The organism is Rathayibacter sp. PhB1 (assembly GCF_004362935.1).
GTDB lineage: Bacteria > Actinomycetota > Actinomycetes > Actinomycetales > Microbacteriaceae > Rathayibacter > Rathayibacter festucae.
The window spans coordinates 52,629-71,709 of sequence record NZ_SNYD01000010.1; the positions used below are offsets into that span (position 1 = coordinate 52,629).

Sequence of the window (19,081 nt, forward strand, 5' to 3'; positions counted from 1 at the left end):
TCCTACCCGCTGCGCAAGCTTAGAACGTGCTCTCGGAACAGCTTTCATCAGTTCACCTCCTGCTCGTGCGCGCCACGATGATGCAGTTCGGCATCGTGCGGATGACCGACAACATCCGCAGCCTCGTGGACTCGTCCATCGCCGACGCACTGCGCCTCCGCAAGGTCGTCCAGACTCCCTCGGGCAGCTACACGACGCCCTGACCCCCTTGTCCGCTTCAGGACACGTCCGCTACCGGCTCTTCCGCCGGAGGCCCGGCGGCGCCAGACTCGACCGACCCCTCTTCGCCTGTGGCAGCGCCACTCCCGCACCCACTTCAGGAGCCCGCCCGTGAGCACGAGCGCACCCCAGGCCTCCGCCGCGACCGGGGCCGGCGAGGCCGAGAGCGCGAAGACAGAGACCGCCGCGACGGGGACCGCCGCTATCACCGCGACCGAGACCTCGACGACCGAGAGCGCCGTGACCGCCGCCGCCTCCCGCCGCCCGCTCCGCGCCTGGCTGAGCCAGGGCTCCTACGGCCCCACCGATCTCACGCGGCGCGGCGTCCTGCTGGTCGTCGTGTCGGTCCTCGCCGTGCTCGTGCCGGTGGTGACCCTCACCCTGCTCGACGTCGACTCGCACGTCTCGCTCAAGGTCTGGATACTGGCCGTCACCGTGATCGCGCTGCTCGGGGCGCTGCTGCGCGTCGTCGCGGACATGCGGCCCGGCCCCCGCAGCGACCTCGACCGGGCCGGCAAGGCGGTGGGGGCGGTCGCGGCGCTGTTCACCGCGCTCGCCGTCATCATCGACTGGAGCCTCCTGCACCTGTAGCGGCGCACGCGGAGGGATCCGCGCTCAGGACTCGGGCAGGAACCGCACCGGCAGATCCGCGATGGACAGCCCGGACTCGCGCAGGGCCTCCTCGACGGCGGCGTGCTCGCTCTCGGGGGCGGTGACCTGGACCTTGTCGACGCCGTCCGTCTGCGTGCCGTCGCTGCTGTCGAAGAAGCCCGTCACGCCGTGCCGCCCCAGCAGCTCGGCGAGCAGGGCGGCGTAGCGCTCCTGCTCCCCGGACCGGACCAGCGCGCTGATCCGGGAGCCGCTGATCTCGATCGGGCGGTCACCGGCGATCCCGGCCGCGGCGCGGAGGTCCTCGGCGTGGGCGACGAGCGGCAGGAGGGCGTCGGGGGCCTCGGGGTCCTCGATCGCCAGGAGGGAGAACCGGCCGGTCCGGCCGTCGGTGCCGTCCCAGACGGCGGCCTGCAGATCGAGTCCGCTGACGACGTCGTCGAGGGGGCCGAGCAGGCCGGCGGGATCGACGTCGAGCTCGGGGCAGCGGCTCGCGCCTCCGGAGCCCTCCCACGGGCCGTGCACGGAGACCGCGTTGCCGCCGTCGGTCAGCACCCGGAACGTCCAGGCGACGTGGTCGGCGTACTCGGTGGAGCAGGCGGTCTCGAGCACCGCGGGGAGGCTCGCCTCGTCGACGTCGAGGACGAGGCGGGACGTCGGGTCGAGGAAGACCGGCGCCTCGACCCAGCGGGCGGACTCCCGCACCTCGACTCCGGGGACGCTCGCGATCTGCGCCGTCAGCCGGTCGAAGCCCGGATCGGGGCGGTCGAACGGCGTCTCGCTGATCGTCCAGCTGAACAGGGTCGCCCCGCCGACCGCGAGACCGGTCGCGGCCACCGCCGCCAGGGAGAGCCACCATCGCCGCGTCATGCGACCAGGGTGCCTCGCCGACGCCCGTCCCACCAGTGCTGAGGGCAGCGCTCGGGCGAACGCGGGGTGAACGGACGTCGCCGGGCACAATGGGACGGTGCCGCCCACCCCCGCCGAACCGCACCCGGATCCGCAGCCGGACCCCGCCGCCGATCCGCGCGACGACCTGCCCGGTGACGGCCGCGACGAGACCGAGAACGAGCGGCTCGACCGCAACTGGAGCGAGATCCTGCAGGAGCTGCGGGTCATCCAGACCGGGACCCAGATCCTCACCGGGTTCCTGCTGGCGATCGCCTTCCAGCAGCGCTTCGAGGACCTCGACCTCTTCCAGACCGACGTCTACCTGGTGCTGATCAGCGGCTCGGTGCTCGCGACCCTGCTCGGGCTCGCGCCGGTCAGCCTGCACCGCGAGCTGTTCCGCCGCCGGGCGAAGCGGACGCTGGTGCGCGCGGCCGACGTCCTGCTGCGGCTGACGCTGATGGCGGTGGCGCTGGTGCTCGTGGGGACGGTGCTGCTGATCTTCGACGTCGTCACGACACGGCCGCTGGCGATCACGATGGCGTCGGTCACGGCGGTGCTCATCGCCGGCATCTGGCTGGCGCTGCCGTGGCGGATCCGGCGGCGCGGGTAGGCGCACGGCGGTTGCAGGGGGTGGATCTCGATACGCCCGCTGCGCGGGCTACTCGATCAGCATGAAGGCGCGGATCTCGATGCGCCCGCTGCGCGGGCTGCTCGATCAGCATGAAGCGGGCCGGCAGGCATGCTGGTCGAGCAGCGCGCAGCGCGTATCGAGACCCCGCATCGGCGCAGGATGACGGACGCGCGGCGCGCGCCCCGCCCGGGCCGACCGCGCCGTCGCGCCAGTCGTCTGCGCATCCCCGCCAGCGCCGGGGCTTGCGCCCGCCGCTCCGCACCGGAGCGCCACCGCCTGGTCCGCCGTCCGCGGTGGCGGCTCGCCCGCCGCCGCTCCCCCGCGCCGACCGCGGCGACGCGCTGATCCCGCGGTCCGCCGCCACCACCCGCGCCCGTCGGCAGCGCGCCCGCCGCCCGCCCGCGCGCCGCGGCCGCCGCGCGTCGCCGTCGGCGACCACTCGCCGCTGAGCGCACCCTGCACGCAGCCTGAGAGCACGTCACTGGATTGGACCCGCGCGTGCCCAGTCCGGGGGTCAAGGCGCCTCGACCCGAAACGTATCTTGATGCCTGCTCCACCCGGACCGCCCGCCGGAGCAGCCCGGAGGGATCGGATCATGACGGAAGTGCGCGCGCTCGCCCGCCACCGTCGCCCGACCCCGGCCGCCCCGCACCGCTCGCTCGCACTGACGCTGATCCTCATCCTGCTCTCGGCCGTGCTCGTCGTGCTGCCCGCGCCGCGCGCTGAGGCGGGGACCGTCCTCGTGCAGGAGTCCTTCGGCACCACGAGCGTCCCCGATCCTGCCTGGCAGGCCCTCGATCAGGCCTGTCTCACCAAGGCGACCGCCGCGCCCCCCTCGGGATCCTCCAACCTCGGCGTCTGTGCGAACCGCACCGGCGCCCCGCTCGCGTCCTCCGCCCTGGGGTTCCTCCAGCTCACCGACAACCGCATCAATCTGAAGGGCGGTGCCGTCTTCAACCGGCCCATCCCGGCGACCGGCGGGCTCGACGTGCAGTTCGACCAGTACCAGTACGGGACGGTCGGCCTCGGCACCGGTGCGGACGGGATCGGCTTCTTCCTCACCGACGGCTCGAAGACCCTGACCGCGGCGGGTGCCGCCGGCGGAGCGCTCGGCTACGGGCAGAACACGTCCGGTGCCACCGCAGCGAACGGCGTCAACGGCGGCTACCTCGGCATCGGGCTCGATGCCTTCGGCAACTTCTCGAACACGGCGGCCCAGGTCGGCGGACTCGGCACCGGCTGCCCCGCGAGTCCTGCGCCGCCCGGGCAGCAGGCGAATCGCATCGTCGCTCGCGGCCCGGGGCAGGACCGGGCGAACTACTGCTACATCGCCAATGCGCCGGCGCCTCTGCTCGGTCCCGTGCGCACGACGCTCGTCCTCGCCGACGCGCAGAATCCGACGACCGCGTACGGCCGCACCGTCCGCATCACCGTCTCGCCGGCCGTGCGCCCCCTGGTCACCGTCTACTGGGGCAACTCGGCCGGCATGGACGCTGCGAGCCTCACCCCGCTCCTGTCGTTCACGATGACGACGGACGCTCCCGCCACCTTCAAGCTCGGCTTCACCGCGTCGACGGGCGGGTCGAGCGACACGCACCTCATCCGCAACGTGAAGGTGTCGACGATCAACGATCTCGGCGCTCTCAGCCTGATCAAGCAGATCGACCGCACCACCGCGCAGCCGGCGAGCTACGGCGAGGGCTCGACGATCCCCTACCAGTTCGTCGTCACCAACACCTCGTCGCTCGCGTCCGTCTCGAACGTCGCGGTGGCCGATCCCGGCGCGACCGGGATGTCCTGCCCCGCCACGACGCTGGCGCCACTCGCGTCCGTCACCTGCACAGCGACCCATCGGGTGACCGCGGCGGAGGCTCTCGCCACCACCTTCGTGAACACCGCGACCGCCACGGCGCTCAGCGGCACGACCACGCTCACGAGCAACAGCTCGACCGTCACCGCCCCCATCACCGCCCCCGCCCCCGCGATCACCCTCGTGAAATCCGGCGCCCTCACCGACACCAACGGCAATCAGCAGGCCGACGTCGGCGAGCAGATCGTCTACACCTTCCGCGCCACCAACACCGGCAACGTCTCGCTGCAGAACGTCGCCGTCACCGACCCGAAGGTCGCGTCGATCACCCCGGCGAGCGCCGCCCTCGCTCCCGGCGCGCAGGCCGTCTTCACCTCCGCCGCGTACACGGTGACCCAGGCCGACATCAACAGCGGCACCGCGATCCCCAACACGGCGACGGTCACCGGCCGCACCCTCGCGGCCAGCCCCACGACCGTCACGGCGAGCTCGAGCACCACCACGCCCATCCGCTACGCGCCGGCCCTGACGCTCACCAAGAACGGCACGCTCAACGGCGCCGCCGCGGTCGGCTCGACGATCACCTACTCCTTCACCCTCGTGAACACCGGCAACGTGCCGCTGACGTCCGTCGCGATCACCGACCCCAAGGCGACCGTGGTCTACGGACCCTGGCCCGGCACCGCGGGCCAGCTCGGCCTCAACCAGCAGGTCACCGCGACCGCCAGCTACACGCTCACCCAGGCCGACATCGACGCCGGCTCGGTCGTCAACACGGCCACCGCGACGGGCACCCCGCCCACCGGCGCCGCCGTCACCAGCACCGCCACCCGGACGATCACGCTCACCCGCGCCGCCGACCTCGCCTTCACCAAGACCGCGAACCCGGCCTTCATCAGCACCGCCGGCACCGTCGTCACGTACACCTTCCGCGCCACCAACACCGGCAACACGACCCTGACGAGCGTCGGCATCACCGACCCCAAGTCCGGCCTCTCCACCCTCGCCTTCACCTGGCCCGGCACCGCCGGCCGGCTCACCCCCGGCCAGGTCGTCACCGCCACCGCCACCTACACGACCACCGCGGCGGACGTGACGGCCGGCACGATCTCGAACACCGCGACCGCCACCGCGACCCCGCCGACCGGCTCCGCGATCACCCGCACCGCCTCCGTCACGATCTCGGTGATCCCCGACCCGCTGCCCGACGCGGCGACGGTCGTCCAGGGCGGCTCGGTCGTCGTCGACGTGCTCGCCAACGACGGCGCCGCGGCGACCGGTGCGACCTTCTCCCGGGCCCAGCTCTCGGCGACCCCCAAGGTCGTCGGAGGCGCCGCCACGCCCGCCCCCGCGACGCCGGTCTTCGGCTCGGTCACCTGCGTCGACAGCGGCGCCACCCGCGGGCAGTGCACCTACCGCCCGGTCGCCGCCTTCGTCGGCACCGACGTCTTCGACTACGCGCTCTCGGGCACCTACGGCACCTGGAACGTCCGCGTCACGATCACCGTGACCGCCCTCAACCACGCGCCGATCGCCCGCCCGGACCGCGCCGTCGCGACCGCCGGCGGCCCCGCCGTCACCGTCTCGCCGCTCGCCAACGACACCGACGAGGACGCGGGCACGACGCTGACCCTGAGCGCCGTCGGCACCGCGAGCAGCGGCACCTTCTCCTGCACGGGCGCGACCTGCAGCTACACGCCCGCCGGGGCCTTCACCGGCACCGTGCCGATCGCCTACACCGCGAGCGACGGCGCGCTCACCGCGAGCAGCACGATCACGGTCTTCGTCGACCCGGCACCGCTGGTCCCCCGCGGCTTCACCGACACCGACACGACGAGCGGAGCGATCGGCCTCGGCGCCTGGACCCGCTCCTCCGTCGTCGCCACTCCCGTCGCGAGCTGCACCGCGAACCGCCCGAGCACGCTCGTGAGCTGGTCCGCCGCGCCCGGCGCCACCGGCTGGACCCTCGAGCGCCGCCTGGCCGGAGCGACGCCCAGCGCCTGGACCGTCGTCGCGACGCCCGCGGCGAGCGCCACCTCCTTCACCGACGACCGACTCGGCGAGGGCCGCAGCTACCAGTGGCGGGTCCGACCCGACCTGCAGCGCTGGCTCGGCACCGCGTCGGCCCCCTCGACCGCCGTCGCCCAGCCGGCCGTCGCCACCGCGAGGGGCTGCTGATGCCGCGGCCGCCTCGCCCCACGAACCCTCCCACCCGTCCTGCACACGCCCGCGTGAGGGAGACCAGGCCCGCACCGGGCACCCATCTGAAAGGAACCGTCATGACCGCCACAGCCTCCACCGAGAACGACTCCCGCAAGCGCGCCCCCTGGAAGAGGATCGCCCTCACCGGCGGTGTCCTCCTCGCCGCGGGCGCCCTCGCCGGCGCCGGCGCCTTCGCCGTCTTCACCGACTCCGGCACCGCGGTCGGCAACGTCGACGCCGGCCAGACCGACATCAACGTCACCGGAGCGTTCACCGTCACCGACATCGCCCCCGGCGACACGATCCAGCGCCAGCTGACCCTCGTGCTGCCGAACGCGACCAACGACGGCGACCTCGTCTCCACCGTGCGCTTCTACCAGGACGTCACCTCGGAGACCGCGGGCACCGACGACCCGCTGCTCGCCGGCCCCGGCGAGTCGCTGGTCACCGGCACGGACGGCCTCAACTACCGGCTGCTGACCTGCACCGTGCCGTGGACGACCGCCGCGACCGCCCCCGCGGTGAACGGCCCGTACACCTGCGCCGGCACGACGACGACGACCGGCAGCGGCAAGCTGTCGACCATCGGCGGAGTCGCCAACGCCGCGAACTTCACGCCGGCGAACTTCGGCCTCACCCCCACGGCGACCGGCACCTTCCCGTCGGACGCCGGCGACGTCTCGCTGAACACGCTGATCGAGCTCGTGCTGCCCACCGCGGCTGACAACGACTACGAGAACGCCGCCGCGCAGATCACCTTCACCGCCGCCGCCATCCAGCGCGCCGGCATCCAGAAGTAGCCGACCGCTCCCGCCCCGGCGCCGTGCCCGCCCGCACGCGCGGCCGGGGCGGGAGCTCCTCCTCCTCTTCCTCCCCCTCCTTTCTTCCTTTCGGAGCCCCATGCCAGCCCTGCGCGCGATCGGCGCCGTCCTCGCGGCGGTCCTCCTCGCGCCCGCGGTGTCCGCGGCGTCGGTCGCTCCGCCCGCCGCGCTGCTCGACGTGCGCGAGCTGACGGCTCCCGCCGCCCTCACCGGCCTCGCCCCCGGCGACACCACCGAGTGGGCCGCCGAGGTCACCAACGTCGGCGCCTCGGCGCACCAGGTCTCGATCGCCTTCGCGGTCGACGGCGGCGACGCCCTCGCCACCGACCCGCGCGCCGGGCTCCAGCTGGTCGTCGACCTCTGCCCCTCCGCCTTCACGATCGACGACGTCCTCGTCGCCGACGGCCGCTCCGTCGAGCGCTACCGCTGCCCCGAGGGCGTCGAGCCGATGGGCACCGGACCGGCCGCGTCGCTCGGCCGGCTCGACGGGTCCCGAGCGCTCGGCCGCGGCGAGACCGTCGGCGTGCGGGTCCGGGTGAGCTTCCCGGCCGGCTCCGGCAACGCGCTCGAGAGCACGTCGGCCGCCCTGCGCGTGCTCGTCCGCGAGACCGGGGCGATCGACGACTCCGGCGCTCCCGGGGACGGCCCTTCCGGGAACGGCGGAGTCGGTGACGGCGCCGCCGGGAACGGCGCAATCGGGAACGGCGCAATCGGGAACGGCGGACCGGGGAACGGCCTCGCCGTCACCGGCCGCGACGTCGGCGCCGCGCTGCTCGGCGGCCTGCTCGCCCTCGGCGCCGGGCTGCTGCTCGCCGCCACCGGCCGCCGCCGGAAGGAGGCTCGGTCGTGAGCAGCACGGACGGGACCAGATCCGTCGCGAGCAGACCGGTCGTCACGGGCCTCCGCCGCCTCCTCGGCCTGGTCGTCGCGCTCGTCGCGATCGCCGGCGTCGCCGTCTTCGTCGCGTCCGCCCTCGGCGTCGTGCGCCTCGTGCCCGTGCTCTCGAACTCGATGGCGCCGGACATGCCCGTCGGCTCGCTCGCCGTCACCCTCCCGGTCGACCAGGCCGCGGTGCGCGCCGGCGACGTGATCGTCTTCACCGACCCCGACGTGCCCGAGCGCCGGGTGATCCACCGCGTCACGCTCGTCTACTCCGAGGCCGAGGCCGCCGAGCTGCGCGGCTGGTCGCCGGGGCTCCTCGCGCTGACCACCAAGGGCGACAACAACCCGCAGGCGGACCCGTGGATCGTCACCATCGCGGATCAGCGGATCTGGCGCGAGGAGTCGGTCGTGCCGCTGCTGGGCTGGCCGAGCATCGCGCTCGCGCAGCCCCAGGCCCGCTTCGCGTTCTTCGCGGTCGGCGGCGCGCTGGTCGTCGGCGCCGTGCTCGTCGTCATCTGGCGCCGGCCGGCGGAGGTGCGGTCGTGAGCGGCACCGACGTGAGCGGGACGGTCGAGACCGGCGCGCCCGCGGCTCGCGCGCACGGCCGTCGGCGCGCGGCACCGGCCCGCCGCCGCTCCCGCGCACCGCTCGCCCTCGCCGCGGCGATCGCGCTGGTGCTCGGCGCCGGCGCCTCGGCCTCCGCGCTGTTCCTCGACCGCGCGACCGCCGGCGCTCAGGTCGGCGCGGGCACCGTCGTCGCGGAGTTCGACGCCACGGGAGTCACCACCGTGCAGGTCCCCGTCACCGATCTGCTGCCCGGCGGCACGGCCCGGCGCCTCGTCGACCTCACCAACGCCGGCACCGTCTCGATGAGCGCCCTGCAGCTCGAGTCCGCCGCCACGACCGTCGGCGCGAGCGCCTCCGACGGCCTGCAGCTCGCCCTCGAGCGCTGCTCGGTGGCCTGGTCGTCCGACGCCGCCACCTGCCCCGGCACCACGACCACCGTCGCGGCCGACCGCCCCGCCACGGCCCGCATCGACCTGCCCGCCTCCCCCGCCTTCGCCATCGGAGCGACGGATCACCTCCGCCTCACCCTGCGGCTCCCGGAGTCGTCCCCGTCCGCCGCGCAGAGCACCTCCGGCACCCTGACCCTCGCCGTCCTCGGCGTCCAGGCCCCGGGCAAGCACCGCTGACGCCGCCGCCGACCATGCTGGTCGAGCAGCCCCGAAGGGGCGTATCGAGACCCGCCCTCCCCAGCACGGCGGGCCCGGCGACCCCACTCCAGACGCCGCCGGATCTCGATACGCCCGCTCCGCGGGCTACTCGATCAGCATGTGACGCCCCGCTCCGCGGACTGCGACGCCCAGGCACCACCAGCCTCGGCCGCATGCTGGTCGAGTAGCCCCGCAGGAGCGTATCGAGACCCACCGTGTCCAGGACCGCGGACCTGACGACCCCACTTCAGGCGTTGCCGGATCTCGATACGCCCGCTCCGCGGGCTACTCGATCAGCATGGAGGGACGCGAGCTCCGCACAACATCAGCTGAGAAGGGGTGCCCTCCGCTGACAGAGGAGGCCCACCCGTCTCAGCTGATGTTGTGCGACGCCCACCACCGCCTGCCCGCCCCATGCCGGTCGAGTAGCCCCGACAGGGGCGTATCGAGACCCACTGAATCCGGGACGGCAGGTCTGCAGACCCACCTCCCGGCGTCGCCGGATCTCGATACGCCCGCTCCGCGGGCTACTCGATCAGCATGGAGGGCACCGCGCCGCCGACAGGGCAGCCGCCCACCAGCATGCTGGTCGAGTAGCCCCGACAGGGGCGTATCGAGACCCACCGTCTCCCGGACGGCAGGTCTGCAGACCCCACCTCTCGGCGTCGCTGGATCTCGGTGCGCCCGCTGCGCCGGCTGCTCGATCAGCAGGGGGGCTGCAGGGTCGCGAGTGCCTCGTCGAAGCTCTCCGCGGAGGCGAGCACGCCCTCCGGGCCGATCGCGATCCAGCGGCCGCGGTCGCGCAGCAGCAGGCCGAGCTCCTCGGACGGCCGGCGGCGGGTGCGGCGCAGCTCGAGGACGAACGCGCCGGGGCCGGTCTCGCGGATCTCCGGCGTCCGGCGGTCGGGCAGTCTCAGCGGTACACGCTCCACTCCTTCTTCATCACGCGGGTCTCCTGGCCGTCGACCGCGACGATCCAGGCGCCGTCGGTCTTCGCCAGCACGCGGCCGCGCAGGTACTGCGGCTCCCAGCCGTCGGCACGGTGCACCCACTTCACGAAGCGCGCGAACCGGCCCGGCATCACATCGTCTCTGGACATCTGGTCCTCCCCGTCGTCGGGGCCGCGCCCGCAGCCGTCGGGGGACGACGGAGTCTCCGGATGCGGCCGGATGACAGGACTGTAGGACGCGCTCAGCGGCCAGGAGGAGACCCTTGACGGATTCGCCGGCGTGGGCAACAGCTGTCGGGGAGCGCCCGGATCAGCGCCCGAGCAGCCCCAGGACGCGCCGCTTGAGCGGGTGCAGCCGGTACGCCGCGTACCGCACCGCCGGATGCGACAGCGCGCGCAGCCGCCGCGGCAGCGTGCTCCGCGCGGCCACCGCCTCCGCGTAGATCGCCGCCTGGGTGCTCGCCGCCGCCGCGAGGCTGAAGCGCTCGACGACCACCTCGCGCCCGAGCGCGCCGAGCCGTTCCCGCAGCTCCGCGTCGCTCGCGAGCGGGGCGAGGATCCCGGCCAGGCGCCCCGGCCCGTCGACGCCGTCGCCGAGCGAGTACCAGCCGCCGTCGAGGAAGAACGGCAGCGACTCCGGGGTCAGCAGCCGCCAGAACGCCTTCTCGCCCTGCACGATCAGCGGCTTCGCGAACGCCATCCCGCGCAGCGCACTGCTGCCCATGCCGAGCACGATGTCGGCGACCGCGTAGGCGTCGCGCGGGTCGAGCATCTGCCCGGTCAGCGTCACCAGCTCGCGCGAGCGCCCCGCGTTCACCCGGTCGGCCGCGGCCTGCAGCTCGCCGCGGACCGGGCCGTCGCCGACGACGATCAGGCGCAGGCGGTGCTCGTCGCCGATCGCGCCGACCGCCTCGATCGCCGCCAGGATCCCCTCGCGCTTGAGGTCGACCACCAGCCGCGCCACCGTGACGACCGCGATCTCGCCGTCCTGCACGTCGAAGCGCTCCCGCAGCTCCGCCGTCCGCGCCGCGTCCGCGACCGGCGCGTTCAGCTCGGTGTCCACCGGCGGCTCGATCAGGTGCAGCGTCGGCCGGCGCCGAGACTCCTCCTCGAGCAGCTCGACCACGCCGACGATCATCGGGAAGGCCGCCGGCACGAAGTCGGGCACCTCCGGCGAGAGCACCGTGGTCACCACCGGCACGCCGTCGATCAGGTGCGGCCCGAAGGCGGCGTCCATCGTCGGCGCCCACTCGTAGGCGTGGATCAGGTCGATCCGCCGCTCGCGCACGATGCGCCGCAGCCGCGCCATGCTCCGGAAGGACAGGCGGGGCCCCTTCTCCGGCGCCTCCTCCCAGTCCAGCCCGAGCTCGGCGACCAGCGGGCGCAGATCGCCGTCCGGCCCGTAGACCACCGCCTCGTGGCCCAGCGCGGCCATCCGCCCCGCGAGCTCGATCCCGTTGATCTGGCTGCCGCCGACCTCCATCGTGTGCAGGCAGGTGAGGATGCGCATCAGACGGCCGGAGCGGGAGGCGCGGCCGGGGTGGACGGGGCCGCCTGAGCCTGAGCCTGAGCCTGCGCCGCGACCTGCCGCCGGGCCTCGTCGATCGTCGCCAGCACCGAGACGACCTCGTGGTGCGGGTGCACCGGCGACTCCACGAGGCCCGCGGCGACGTAGGAGGCGAACGCCGTCGCCTGGAAGGACAGCGCGCCGTAGGGCCACGGCCCCTCGTCGGTCCAGACCTCCGAGTCCTGCCCCGAGCTCATGCTGCCGAGCGTCAGCGTCACGCCGCTCGGGCCGAAGAACGGGCTGTGCACCGCGAGCCGCCCCTCCGAGCCGAGGACCATCGCCTCGACCGGCAGTGAGGTCTGCAGCGAGGTCGACAGCAGCGCGCGGGCGCCGGAGGCGGTGGTCAGCAGCAGGTCGGCGCTCGCGTCGACGCCCGTGCCCGGGTCGACGGTCCCGGAGGCGACGACCGAGACGGGCGCGCCGAGCACCGAGGACGCGAACGAGATCGGGTACACCCCGGCGTCCAGCAGCGCGCCGCCGCCGAGCTCCTTCGCCCAGAGCCGCCCGGTCGGATCGACGGGGACGGAGAAGCCGAAGTCGGCGGTGACCAGGCGGAGCTCGCCGAGCACCCCGCTCTCGACGACCTGGCGGATGACGTCGGCCTGGGGCAGGTAGCGCGCCCACATCGCCTCCATCACCAGCAGGCCGGCGGCGCGGCCCGCGTCGGTGATCTCGCGCGCCTCGTCCGCGGACATCGCGATCGGCTTCTCGATCAGCACGTGCTTGCCGGCCGCGAGCGCGGCGAGCGCCTGCGCGCGGTGCAGCGGGTGCGGGGTCGCGATGTAGACGGCGTCGATCGCGGAGTCGGCGACCAGCTCCTCGACCGTCGCGTGCACCGTCGCGATGCCGTGCTTGTCCGCGAAGGCGCGGGTCTTCTCCGGGTCCCGGGCGGTGACGGCGACGGCGCGCTGCACCGAGCGCGAGTGAATCGCGGCGACGAAGGCGTCGGCGATGCCCGTGCCGATCACTCCCCAGCGCAGGGCGGGGACGGAGGCGGGGTCGATCGTTCGCGGAGCGGGGAGGGTCACGGGCACCGCTGCATCCTACGGGCGCGGCCCCGCGGGATCGAGGGACGGGGCGGCCCCCGAGGGCTCCGGCCACGGGATCCGCTCGAACAAGGCCCGCAGCCTCGCTCCGCGGCCGGGATGCACCGCGCTCACCCAGGCGATGCGGCCGAGGAGGTGCGCCCGGAGGTCGGGCACGCCCGCCCGGTTCTGCCCGGCCGGCCCGTGCACGGCGCAGTTGTGCAGGATCGCGTGCAGCCGGTCGACGTCGGCCCGCCGGACGGCCGGGTGCGCGTTGACCACGATCCCGGTCACGCTCTGCCGGGTGGACGCGGGGCGCAGCCGCGTCTTCCGCGGGTTCACGGCGTAGCCCGCGTCGTCCACGATCCGCGCGGCCCCGCGGGCGAAGGCCTCCGCCCGCCGGGCGAAGCGCGTGCCGCCGCTGAAGGCGAGGTCGTCGGCGTAGCGGGTGTAGCGGGCGCCGGCCGCCTCGGCGTAGCCGGTCAGCCGCGCGTCGAGGCGGCGCAGCGCCAGGTTCGCCAGCGCGGGCGAGGTCGGCGCGCCCTGCGGCAGGTGCGCGAGGGCGAGGGAGCGGCGGAGCGCGGCCCGCTCCTCCGGCTCGCCGCCGGCGGGCATCCGGTGGATCGCGGCGACCGGCACGGCGTGCGTGCACAGCCCGGTCAGTGCGAAGGCGACCGCCTCGGGCAGCCCCTCGCCGCGCAGCAGCCGGAAGACCCGCGCCGCGGTGACCTGCGCGAAGAAGCGCTGCAGATCGAGGGTGATCAGCATCGCCGAGCCCGCGTGCACGGCCGCCCCGGTGATCGCGCTGCGCCCCGGGACGAAGCCGTGCGCGGCCGGGTGCACGGGGGCGAGGCCGACGATCTCGTCGAGGACGCTCCGCTGCACCGCCCGCAGCCGCGTGCGCGGCACCTCGAGCAGCCGCGGTGCCCGGCCCGGCCGCTGCCGCCAGACGTGGTCGTAGTTCTGGAGAGCGCCGGGGTTGAGAGCACCGTGCGGCGTCCGGCGGTTCCACTGCCCGAGGTCGGCGAACCCGTCCAGCTGCGCCGGCGCGAGCCCGAGCAGCCGCGCGAGGTCGTCCCTTCCGTCGATCGCCGGCACCGGCGAGGAGGAGGGCACGGCCCGCGCGGGAACGGGCGCGAGGTGCGCGACCACCGGCTGCGCGCGCTCCGGGAGCAGCCCCGCGACCACCTGCGCGAGCTCGCGCGGCGCGTCGAGCGGCGGATGCGGGAAGGCGACGAGCACCGCGGTGACCAGCGGGCCGATCCAGCGGCGGCGGGCGCCGAGGGAGTCGGCGGCCGCGGCGCGCAGCCCGGCGGGGGTCCACTCCGCGCCGAGGAACGCGTGCGCGAGCGCCTCGACCACCGCGTCCCGTCCGTGCACGACGACCCCCCGCCTCGTGCGCTCCAGCCTAGGCTGGGCGGCACCGCCCCTCCGGGCGAGGCGGACGGGGCACGCGCTGCTCCGTCCTCTCCGGGGTCACCCCGGGGCACGTGGATCGACCAGGCATCACGCCGCAGGCACCCACCCGCGCTCCGCGCGGCACAGCGCCCGCACAGCTCGACAGGTCGCCCGGAGGGACGGCCTCGCCGCCCCCGGACCGGAGGGGTCCCGAAAACGCACTCCCTCGATCCGGGGGTCGACGCGCGCGGGGGCCCGCTCTAGCCTTCAGGCACGTGCACGTCGTGACGACGCCGTGAACGATCACGGAAGGAGCCCGGATGGACACCTGGAGGCACCGTCTCCCGATCGAGGACTGGACCCCGCTGTTCTCCGGACCCGTCGACTCCGTGCCCGCCGAGGCGCTCGACGCCGCGGCGCGCATCCTCCGCCTCCTGCCGGACATCGAGCGGCTCACCATCGGCACCCCCGACGGCCCGATCATCGCCGAGCGCGGCTCGTCGGCCTCGGCCTGGCAGGCGGCCGACCGGGTCGCGATGGCCCTGCTCGCCTCCTCCCCCGCGGTGACGGGCATCACCGCCTCCGCGTTCGACGCCCGCGACGGCGTCCGGCACGCCACCCCCGCCGACCCGTTCCTCACCCGCGAGGGCGGCCGGGCCGCGGCCCTGCGCGCCTCGATCGACCTCGGCGAGATCTCCGCCGAGGAGGCGGAGCGCCGGCACGCCGAGCTCCTCGCCGGCGAGGACGCCGACGACCCGCTCGAGGCCCTCTGGGACGCGGACTCCGCCTCGCGCCACTGACGCGCGCCGGCGGGGCCGGTCGCCCCGCCGCTCAGGACCCCCGCCGCTCAGGGCACCCCGCCGCTCAGGACCCCCGGCGATCGAGCCGGTCCAGCCGCGCGTTGTACGCCGCGAGCTCGGCCTCGCCGTCCCGGTCGGCCCGGCGGTCGTAGCGCTTGGCCGTCCGCTCCTCCGAGCGCACCCACTGCGACACCACGACCAGCGCGATCAGCACCATCGGGATCTCGCCCGCCGACCAGGCGATCCCGCCGCCGACGCCCTGATCCGCGAGCAGCGCGTCCGTGTCGGTGTACCCGAGCGCCGTCCACCAGGGCGCGGCGAGGACGGTGGTCTGCGACATGATCGCCAGGCCGAAGAAGGCGTGGAAGGCCAGCGTCGCGAGCATCACCAGCAGCCGCAGCACGTGCCCCGGGCGGTCCGGCCCCGGGTCGACGCCGATCAGGACCCAGAAGAAGAGGTAGCCGGTCGCGAGGAAGTGCAGGGTCATCAGCACGTGGCCCTGGTGGCTGAACATCGCCCACTCGAACCAGCCGGTGTAGTAGAACGCCACCAGGCTCCCCGCGAAGAGCACCGCAGCGACCGGCGCCTTCGACAGCACGGCGAGGTAGCGCGAGTGCACGACCGCGAGGATCCACTCGCGCAGCCCCCGACCGCCGTCGCGGCGCACCGGCAGCACCCGCAGCGCGAGCAGCACCGGCCCGCCGAGCACCAGCAGCGGCGGCACGACCATCATCAGCAGCATGTGCTGGATCATGTGCGTGCTGAAGTGCACCTGCCCGTACACGCCCGGCCCGCCGCTGGTCGTGTAGGCGAGGGCGGCGCAGCCGGCCACCCAGGCGAGCGTGCGGCCGAGCGGCCAGGCGTCGCCGCGGCGCCGGAGCTTCAGCACCGCGTGCACGTAGAGGGCGGCGCCGACGACGGCGATCCCGAGCCAGACGGCGTCGAGGTGCCACTGGTCGAGCATCCGCTCGGGCGTCACCTCGGGCGGGTAGCGGAAGCCGAGCAGGCTGCGCCGCGCGTCGCCGCTCACCGGGTCCTGCGAGACCGGCGGCGCGCTGTTCGAGAGCGCCACCGAGACGCCGATGGTCAGCGCCATCACCAGCACCTCGCCGACCGCGACCGCGGTGAACGCGCGGCGGTCGGCCGGGTCCGCGCGCAGCCGCGGGATCAGCCGCAGTCGGTGCCAGGCCCCGGCGCCGCCGAGCGCGAGCAGCGCGACGGCCTTGACGATCAGCAGCTGCCCGTAGGGCGTGCCGAGGTCCTCGAGCCCCTCGATCCGGAGCGACGCGTTGACCAGCCCGGAGAAGGCGACGGCGCCGAACGCCCAGCCCGCCAGCACGGAGTAGCGCGCGACGACGGTGCCGATCTCGCCGCCGACGGTCCGCCGCAGCAGGATCGCCGCGGCGAGCCCGCCCGCCCAGGCCGTCACTCCGATCAGGTGCACCGCGAGGCTGTTCACCGCGTTCGCATGCTCGTCCGCGCCGGCCGCGTGCCCGGAGAGCGAGAGCGGCAGGAGCGCCAGCACGGCGATCGCGGTCGCCGCCGCCACCCAGCCGAGCCGCCGGGAGAACAGGGTGAGCAGCAGCACCGCCGTCGCGCACGCCGTGGACGCCACGAGGGTCTGCCCCAGCTCGAGCTGCGTGGCGTAGAAGACGAGCTGGGTCCGGAAGCCCGGCGCGTCCAGCGGCTGCCCGATCGCGTTCGCCGCCGTGAAGACGAGCACGGCGAGCGCCGACGCCACCCAGACGGCCGCCGACCAGGTGGCCCAGCGCAGCGCCCGGTTCTGCGAGTACGAGACGATCCCGGGCGCGATCCGCTGCCCGGGCAGGAGGAAGGTCGCGGCCGTGAGCAGGCCGATCGTCAGCGACGCAGCGGTGTCGTGCACGACCCGCGCGATCGGCAGGCCTCGGGTGACCAGCTCGCCGGGGTCGATCAGGCGCGTCTCGGTCGAGAACGCGCCGGTGTACGTCAGCCCGGCGAGCGCGACCGCGACCGCCGCGGGGACGGCGAGCAGCAGGGTCGCCTCCGCCGCACGGAGCGGAGCGGCGGCCGGCCGCCCGGGCGGGAGGAGGTCGTCGTCGGGGCCTTGACCGCCGGGGCCGCCGGGACCGTGGTCGTCGTGGCCGAGGGGTGTGGAGGACGGTGCATGCGCCACAGCAGTGGCTCCCTTCGCGCGGCCGGTCCGGAGGGACGGGGCATCGCGCACAGACCCCGCCCGCGGGCAGGGGTCGATGAGGACGCGCAGCGCGCGTCGAGGATCAGGAGGCGGGGGCGGCGGGCGGCCCGCGGCGGGGCACGGCGTCGGCGAGCACGTCCGCCACGACCGGGAGGATCGCGCGCGGCGCGGACGACGAGCGGCGCCCGGTCGCCGCCGCGGGGACCGGGACGGCCGGAACCCGCACGAGTCGCGCCGCCGCGTGGACCGTCGTCGCGGCGACCGCGATCAGCAGCGCCTCGCCCCGGTGCAGGACCGCGATCGTGACGACCGCCGCGAGCAGGTGCGCGATCCCCATCGAGGAGTCGTGCCCGCCCGCGTGGGCCGTCGCGGCGCTGACGTCGATCGGGCCGCCGTGGGCGTGCACCGCACCGGCCGGCCCGGCCGCGGCGCCGATCTCGAAGAGCGCGTGGAAGAGCAGCTGGCTCACTCCGACCGAGGCGGCCAGGCGCGCGAGCGAGAGCCCGCGGCCGGCGAGTGCGACGCAGACCGGCACCGAGAGTACGAGCGGCACCGCGAGTCCGAGCAGGCCCGGCACCTCGCCGCCGCCCGCGACGTGCGAGAACAGGGCCGTGAGGGTCGCCACCGTCGTCGCCACGACACCGCGGAGGGTGCGGAGCGAGCGGGAGGACGACACCTCTCCAGTGTCGCAGGCGGATCGGCGCGGGCACCCTTCGCATCCGAGCCGATATGTGCAAGAGTGTGCATACGACAATACGTCCGCGGTCGTCGCGGCGAGTGGAGCACGGCGAGTGGGGCACAGGGAGTCGCATGGGACACGACCACGGGCACGCCGGCTCCGCCGCCGCCCGCCACCGGCGCCCCCTCGTCATCGCCTTCGCGCTCACCGCCGCCTTCGCGGTCGTCGAGTTCGTCGTCGGCCTGACCACCGGCTCGCTCGCGCTGATCTCCGACGCCGCGCACATGGGCACCGACGTGATCGCGCTCGGGATGTCGATCGCCGCGATCTCGCTCGCCGCCCGCCCCGCCGCGAAGGCGCGCACCTACGGCTCCTACCGGCTCGAGGTGCTCGCCGCGCTCGCCAACGGCGTCCTGCTCTTCGGCGTCGCCGGCTTCGTGATCGTGGAGGCGGTCCGCCGCTTCGCCGAGCCCCCCGCGGTGCCCGGCGCGCCGCTCCTGATCACCGCCGTCATCGGCCTGGCGGTCAACCTGGTCAGCCTGCGCCTGCTCTCGGCCGGCGCGAAGGAGAGCATCACCCTGCGCGGGGCCTCGCTCGAGGTGCTCGGCGACGCCCTCGGCTCGATCGGCGTGATCCTCGCCGCGATCGTGCTGCTGACCACCGGCTGGGCCTGGGCCGACCCGATCGTCGGCGTGCTGATCGGCCTGCTCATCCTGCCGCGCACCTGGTCGCTGACCCGCCAGGCCCTCGGGATCCTGATGGAGTCCGCGCCCGCGCACGTCGACCTCGCCGCCGTCGAGCGCGACGTCCGCGCCGTCCCCGGCGTGCTCGCGCTGCACGACCTGCACGTCTGGACCATCACCTCCGGCATGGAGAGCGCGACCGGCCACATCGTCGTCGCCCCCGACGCCGACTACCGCGAGGCCCTCGCCGGCGTGCTCGCCGTCCTGCGCGAGGACCACGGCATCGACCACGCCACCATCCAGTGCGAGCCCGAGGCGTTCCCGGAGCGCCCGCACGCGATCTGAGCGCCGCGCCGCCGCTGCTCCTCCCCACTCCTCCGCAAGAGTTGTCGTACTCGACGCCCCACTACGACAACTTCTGCGCAGGGCCGCGACGGAAGCGGGCACGCCTCCGCGAAAGTTGTCGTACTCGGCGCTCCGGTACGACAACTTCTGCGGAGTCGCGAGCACGCCCGCCGCCCTTCC

General features: G+C 74.7%; 18 protein-coding genes. 10 read left to right on the forward strand and 8 right to left on the reverse strand.

Annotated elements, in window-relative coordinates; translation table 11 throughout:
* The first annotated feature begins 65 nt into the window (after window positions 1-65).
* Window positions 66-203 carry a hypothetical protein gene (locus tag EDF17_RS20040; protein WP_166649748.1) on the forward strand — a complete coding sequence of 46 codons (138 nt, stop codon included), beginning with the start codon at window positions 66-68 and terminating at the stop codon, window positions 201-203.
* Between the two features lie 127 nt (window positions 204-330).
* The gene (locus EDF17_RS18855) at window positions 331-810 is read left to right on the forward strand and encodes a hypothetical protein (protein ID WP_123444455.1); all 480 of its coding nucleotides are present in this window, start codon (window positions 331-333) and stop codon (window positions 808-810) included.
* 24 nt (window positions 811-834) lie between these two features.
* Here the strand turns inward: EDF17_RS18855 and EDF17_RS18860 are convergent, their stop codons facing one another.
* Entirely contained in the window at window positions 835-1,698 is an 864-nt protein-coding gene (locus EDF17_RS18860; protein ID WP_123444454.1) for a hypothetical protein, read from the reverse strand.
* 97 nt (window positions 1,699-1,795) lie between these two features.
* Here EDF17_RS18860 and EDF17_RS18865 point away from each other — a divergent pair, with 97 nt between their 5' ends.
* The 6 genes from EDF17_RS18865 (at window position 1,796) to EDF17_RS18890 (ending at window position 9,258) form a co-directional block, all read left to right on the forward strand.
* Complete coding sequence (locus EDF17_RS18865) at window positions 1,796-2,329, forward strand: DUF6328 family protein (RefSeq protein WP_243732976.1); 534 nt, start codon at window positions 1,796-1,798, stop codon at window positions 2,327-2,329.
* Between the two features lie 616 nt (window positions 2,330-2,945).
* Window positions 2,946-6,338 (forward strand): Ig-like domain-containing protein, encoded by a 3,393-nt coding sequence (locus EDF17_RS18870; RefSeq protein ID WP_123444453.1) that lies wholly within the window; start codon window positions 2,946-2,948, stop codon window positions 6,336-6,338.
* A 101-nt stretch (window positions 6,339-6,439) separates the two neighbouring features.
* Window positions 6,440-7,162: a TasA family protein gene (locus EDF17_RS18875; RefSeq protein ID WP_123444452.1), complete on the forward strand. Its 723-nt coding sequence runs from the start codon at window positions 6,440-6,442 to the stop codon at window positions 7,160-7,162.
* A 100-nt stretch (window positions 7,163-7,262) separates the two neighbouring features.
* On the forward strand, window positions 7,263-8,033 hold the full coding sequence (locus EDF17_RS18880; protein ID WP_123444451.1) for a sortase: 771 nt from the start codon (window positions 7,263-7,265) through the stop codon (window positions 8,031-8,033).
* On the forward strand, window positions 8,030-8,611 hold the full coding sequence (locus tag EDF17_RS18885) for a signal peptidase I (RefSeq protein ID WP_123444450.1): 582 nt from the start codon (window positions 8,030-8,032) through the stop codon (window positions 8,609-8,611). Before EDF17_RS18880 ends, EDF17_RS18885 begins: the two co-directional genes overlap by 4 nt.
* Window positions 8,608-9,258, forward strand: a complete 651-nt coding sequence (locus tag EDF17_RS18890) for a TasA family protein (protein WP_123444449.1) — start codon at window positions 8,608-8,610, stop codon at window positions 9,256-9,258. The genes EDF17_RS18885 and EDF17_RS18890 overlap by 4 nt, the downstream gene beginning before the upstream one ends.
* Before the next feature lie 725 nt (window positions 9,259-9,983).
* Here EDF17_RS18890 and EDF17_RS18895 read toward each other — a convergent pair.
* The 5 genes from EDF17_RS18895 to EDF17_RS18915 all read right to left on the reverse strand — a co-directional run bounded on the left by EDF17_RS18895 (window position 9,984) and on the right by EDF17_RS18915 (window position 14,200).
* Window positions 9,984-10,211, reverse strand: coding sequence for a hypothetical protein (locus EDF17_RS18895; RefSeq protein ID WP_123444448.1), 228 nt, complete (start codon window positions 10,209-10,211; stop codon window positions 9,984-9,986).
* On the reverse strand, window positions 10,193-10,378 hold the full coding sequence (locus EDF17_RS18900) for a hypothetical protein (protein ID WP_123734602.1): 186 nt from the start codon (window positions 10,376-10,378) through the stop codon (window positions 10,193-10,195). The genes EDF17_RS18895 and EDF17_RS18900 overlap by 19 nt, the downstream gene beginning before the upstream one ends.
* Before the next feature lie 160 nt (window positions 10,379-10,538).
* Window positions 10,539-11,738, reverse strand: coding sequence for a glycosyltransferase family 4 protein (locus EDF17_RS18905; protein ID WP_123444447.1), 1,200 nt, complete (start codon window positions 11,736-11,738; stop codon window positions 10,539-10,541).
* Window positions 11,738-12,829 (reverse strand): Gfo/Idh/MocA family oxidoreductase, encoded by a 1,092-nt coding sequence (locus EDF17_RS18910; protein ID WP_123444446.1) that lies wholly within the window; start codon window positions 12,827-12,829, stop codon window positions 11,738-11,740. Before EDF17_RS18910 ends, EDF17_RS18905 begins: the two co-directional genes overlap by 1 nt.
* A gap of 9 nt (window positions 12,830-12,838) precedes the next feature.
* Entirely contained in the window at window positions 12,839-14,200 is a 1,362-nt protein-coding gene (locus EDF17_RS18915) for a reverse transcriptase family protein (protein WP_166649749.1), read from the reverse strand.
* A 338-nt stretch (window positions 14,201-14,538) separates the two neighbouring features.
* Between EDF17_RS18915 and EDF17_RS18920 the strand changes: the two genes are divergently transcribed.
* Window positions 14,539-15,018: a hypothetical protein gene (locus EDF17_RS18920; protein ID WP_123444444.1), complete on the forward strand. Its 480-nt coding sequence runs from the start codon at window positions 14,539-14,541 to the stop codon at window positions 15,016-15,018.
* A gap of 64 nt (window positions 15,019-15,082) precedes the next feature.
* Here the strand turns inward: EDF17_RS18920 and EDF17_RS18925 are convergent, their stop codons facing one another.
* Together EDF17_RS18925 and EDF17_RS18930 are read right to left on the reverse strand one after the other, a co-directional pair.
* Window positions 15,083-17,173, reverse strand: coding sequence for a cytochrome c oxidase assembly protein (locus tag EDF17_RS18925; RefSeq protein WP_123444443.1), 2,091 nt, complete (start codon window positions 17,171-17,173; stop codon window positions 15,083-15,085).
* A gap of 103 nt (window positions 17,174-17,276) precedes the next feature.
* On the reverse strand, window positions 17,277-17,870 hold the full coding sequence (locus EDF17_RS18930; RefSeq protein WP_123444442.1) for a hypothetical protein: 594 nt from the start codon (window positions 17,868-17,870) through the stop codon (window positions 17,277-17,279).
* A 134-nt stretch (window positions 17,871-18,004) separates the two neighbouring features.
* On the opposite strand from EDF17_RS18930, the gene EDF17_RS18935 reads away from it, so the two are divergent.
* Window positions 18,005-18,901, forward strand: coding sequence for a cation diffusion facilitator family transporter (locus EDF17_RS18935; protein ID WP_123444441.1), 897 nt, complete (start codon window positions 18,005-18,007; stop codon window positions 18,899-18,901).
* The last annotated feature ends 180 nt before the right edge of the window (window positions 18,902-19,081 follow it).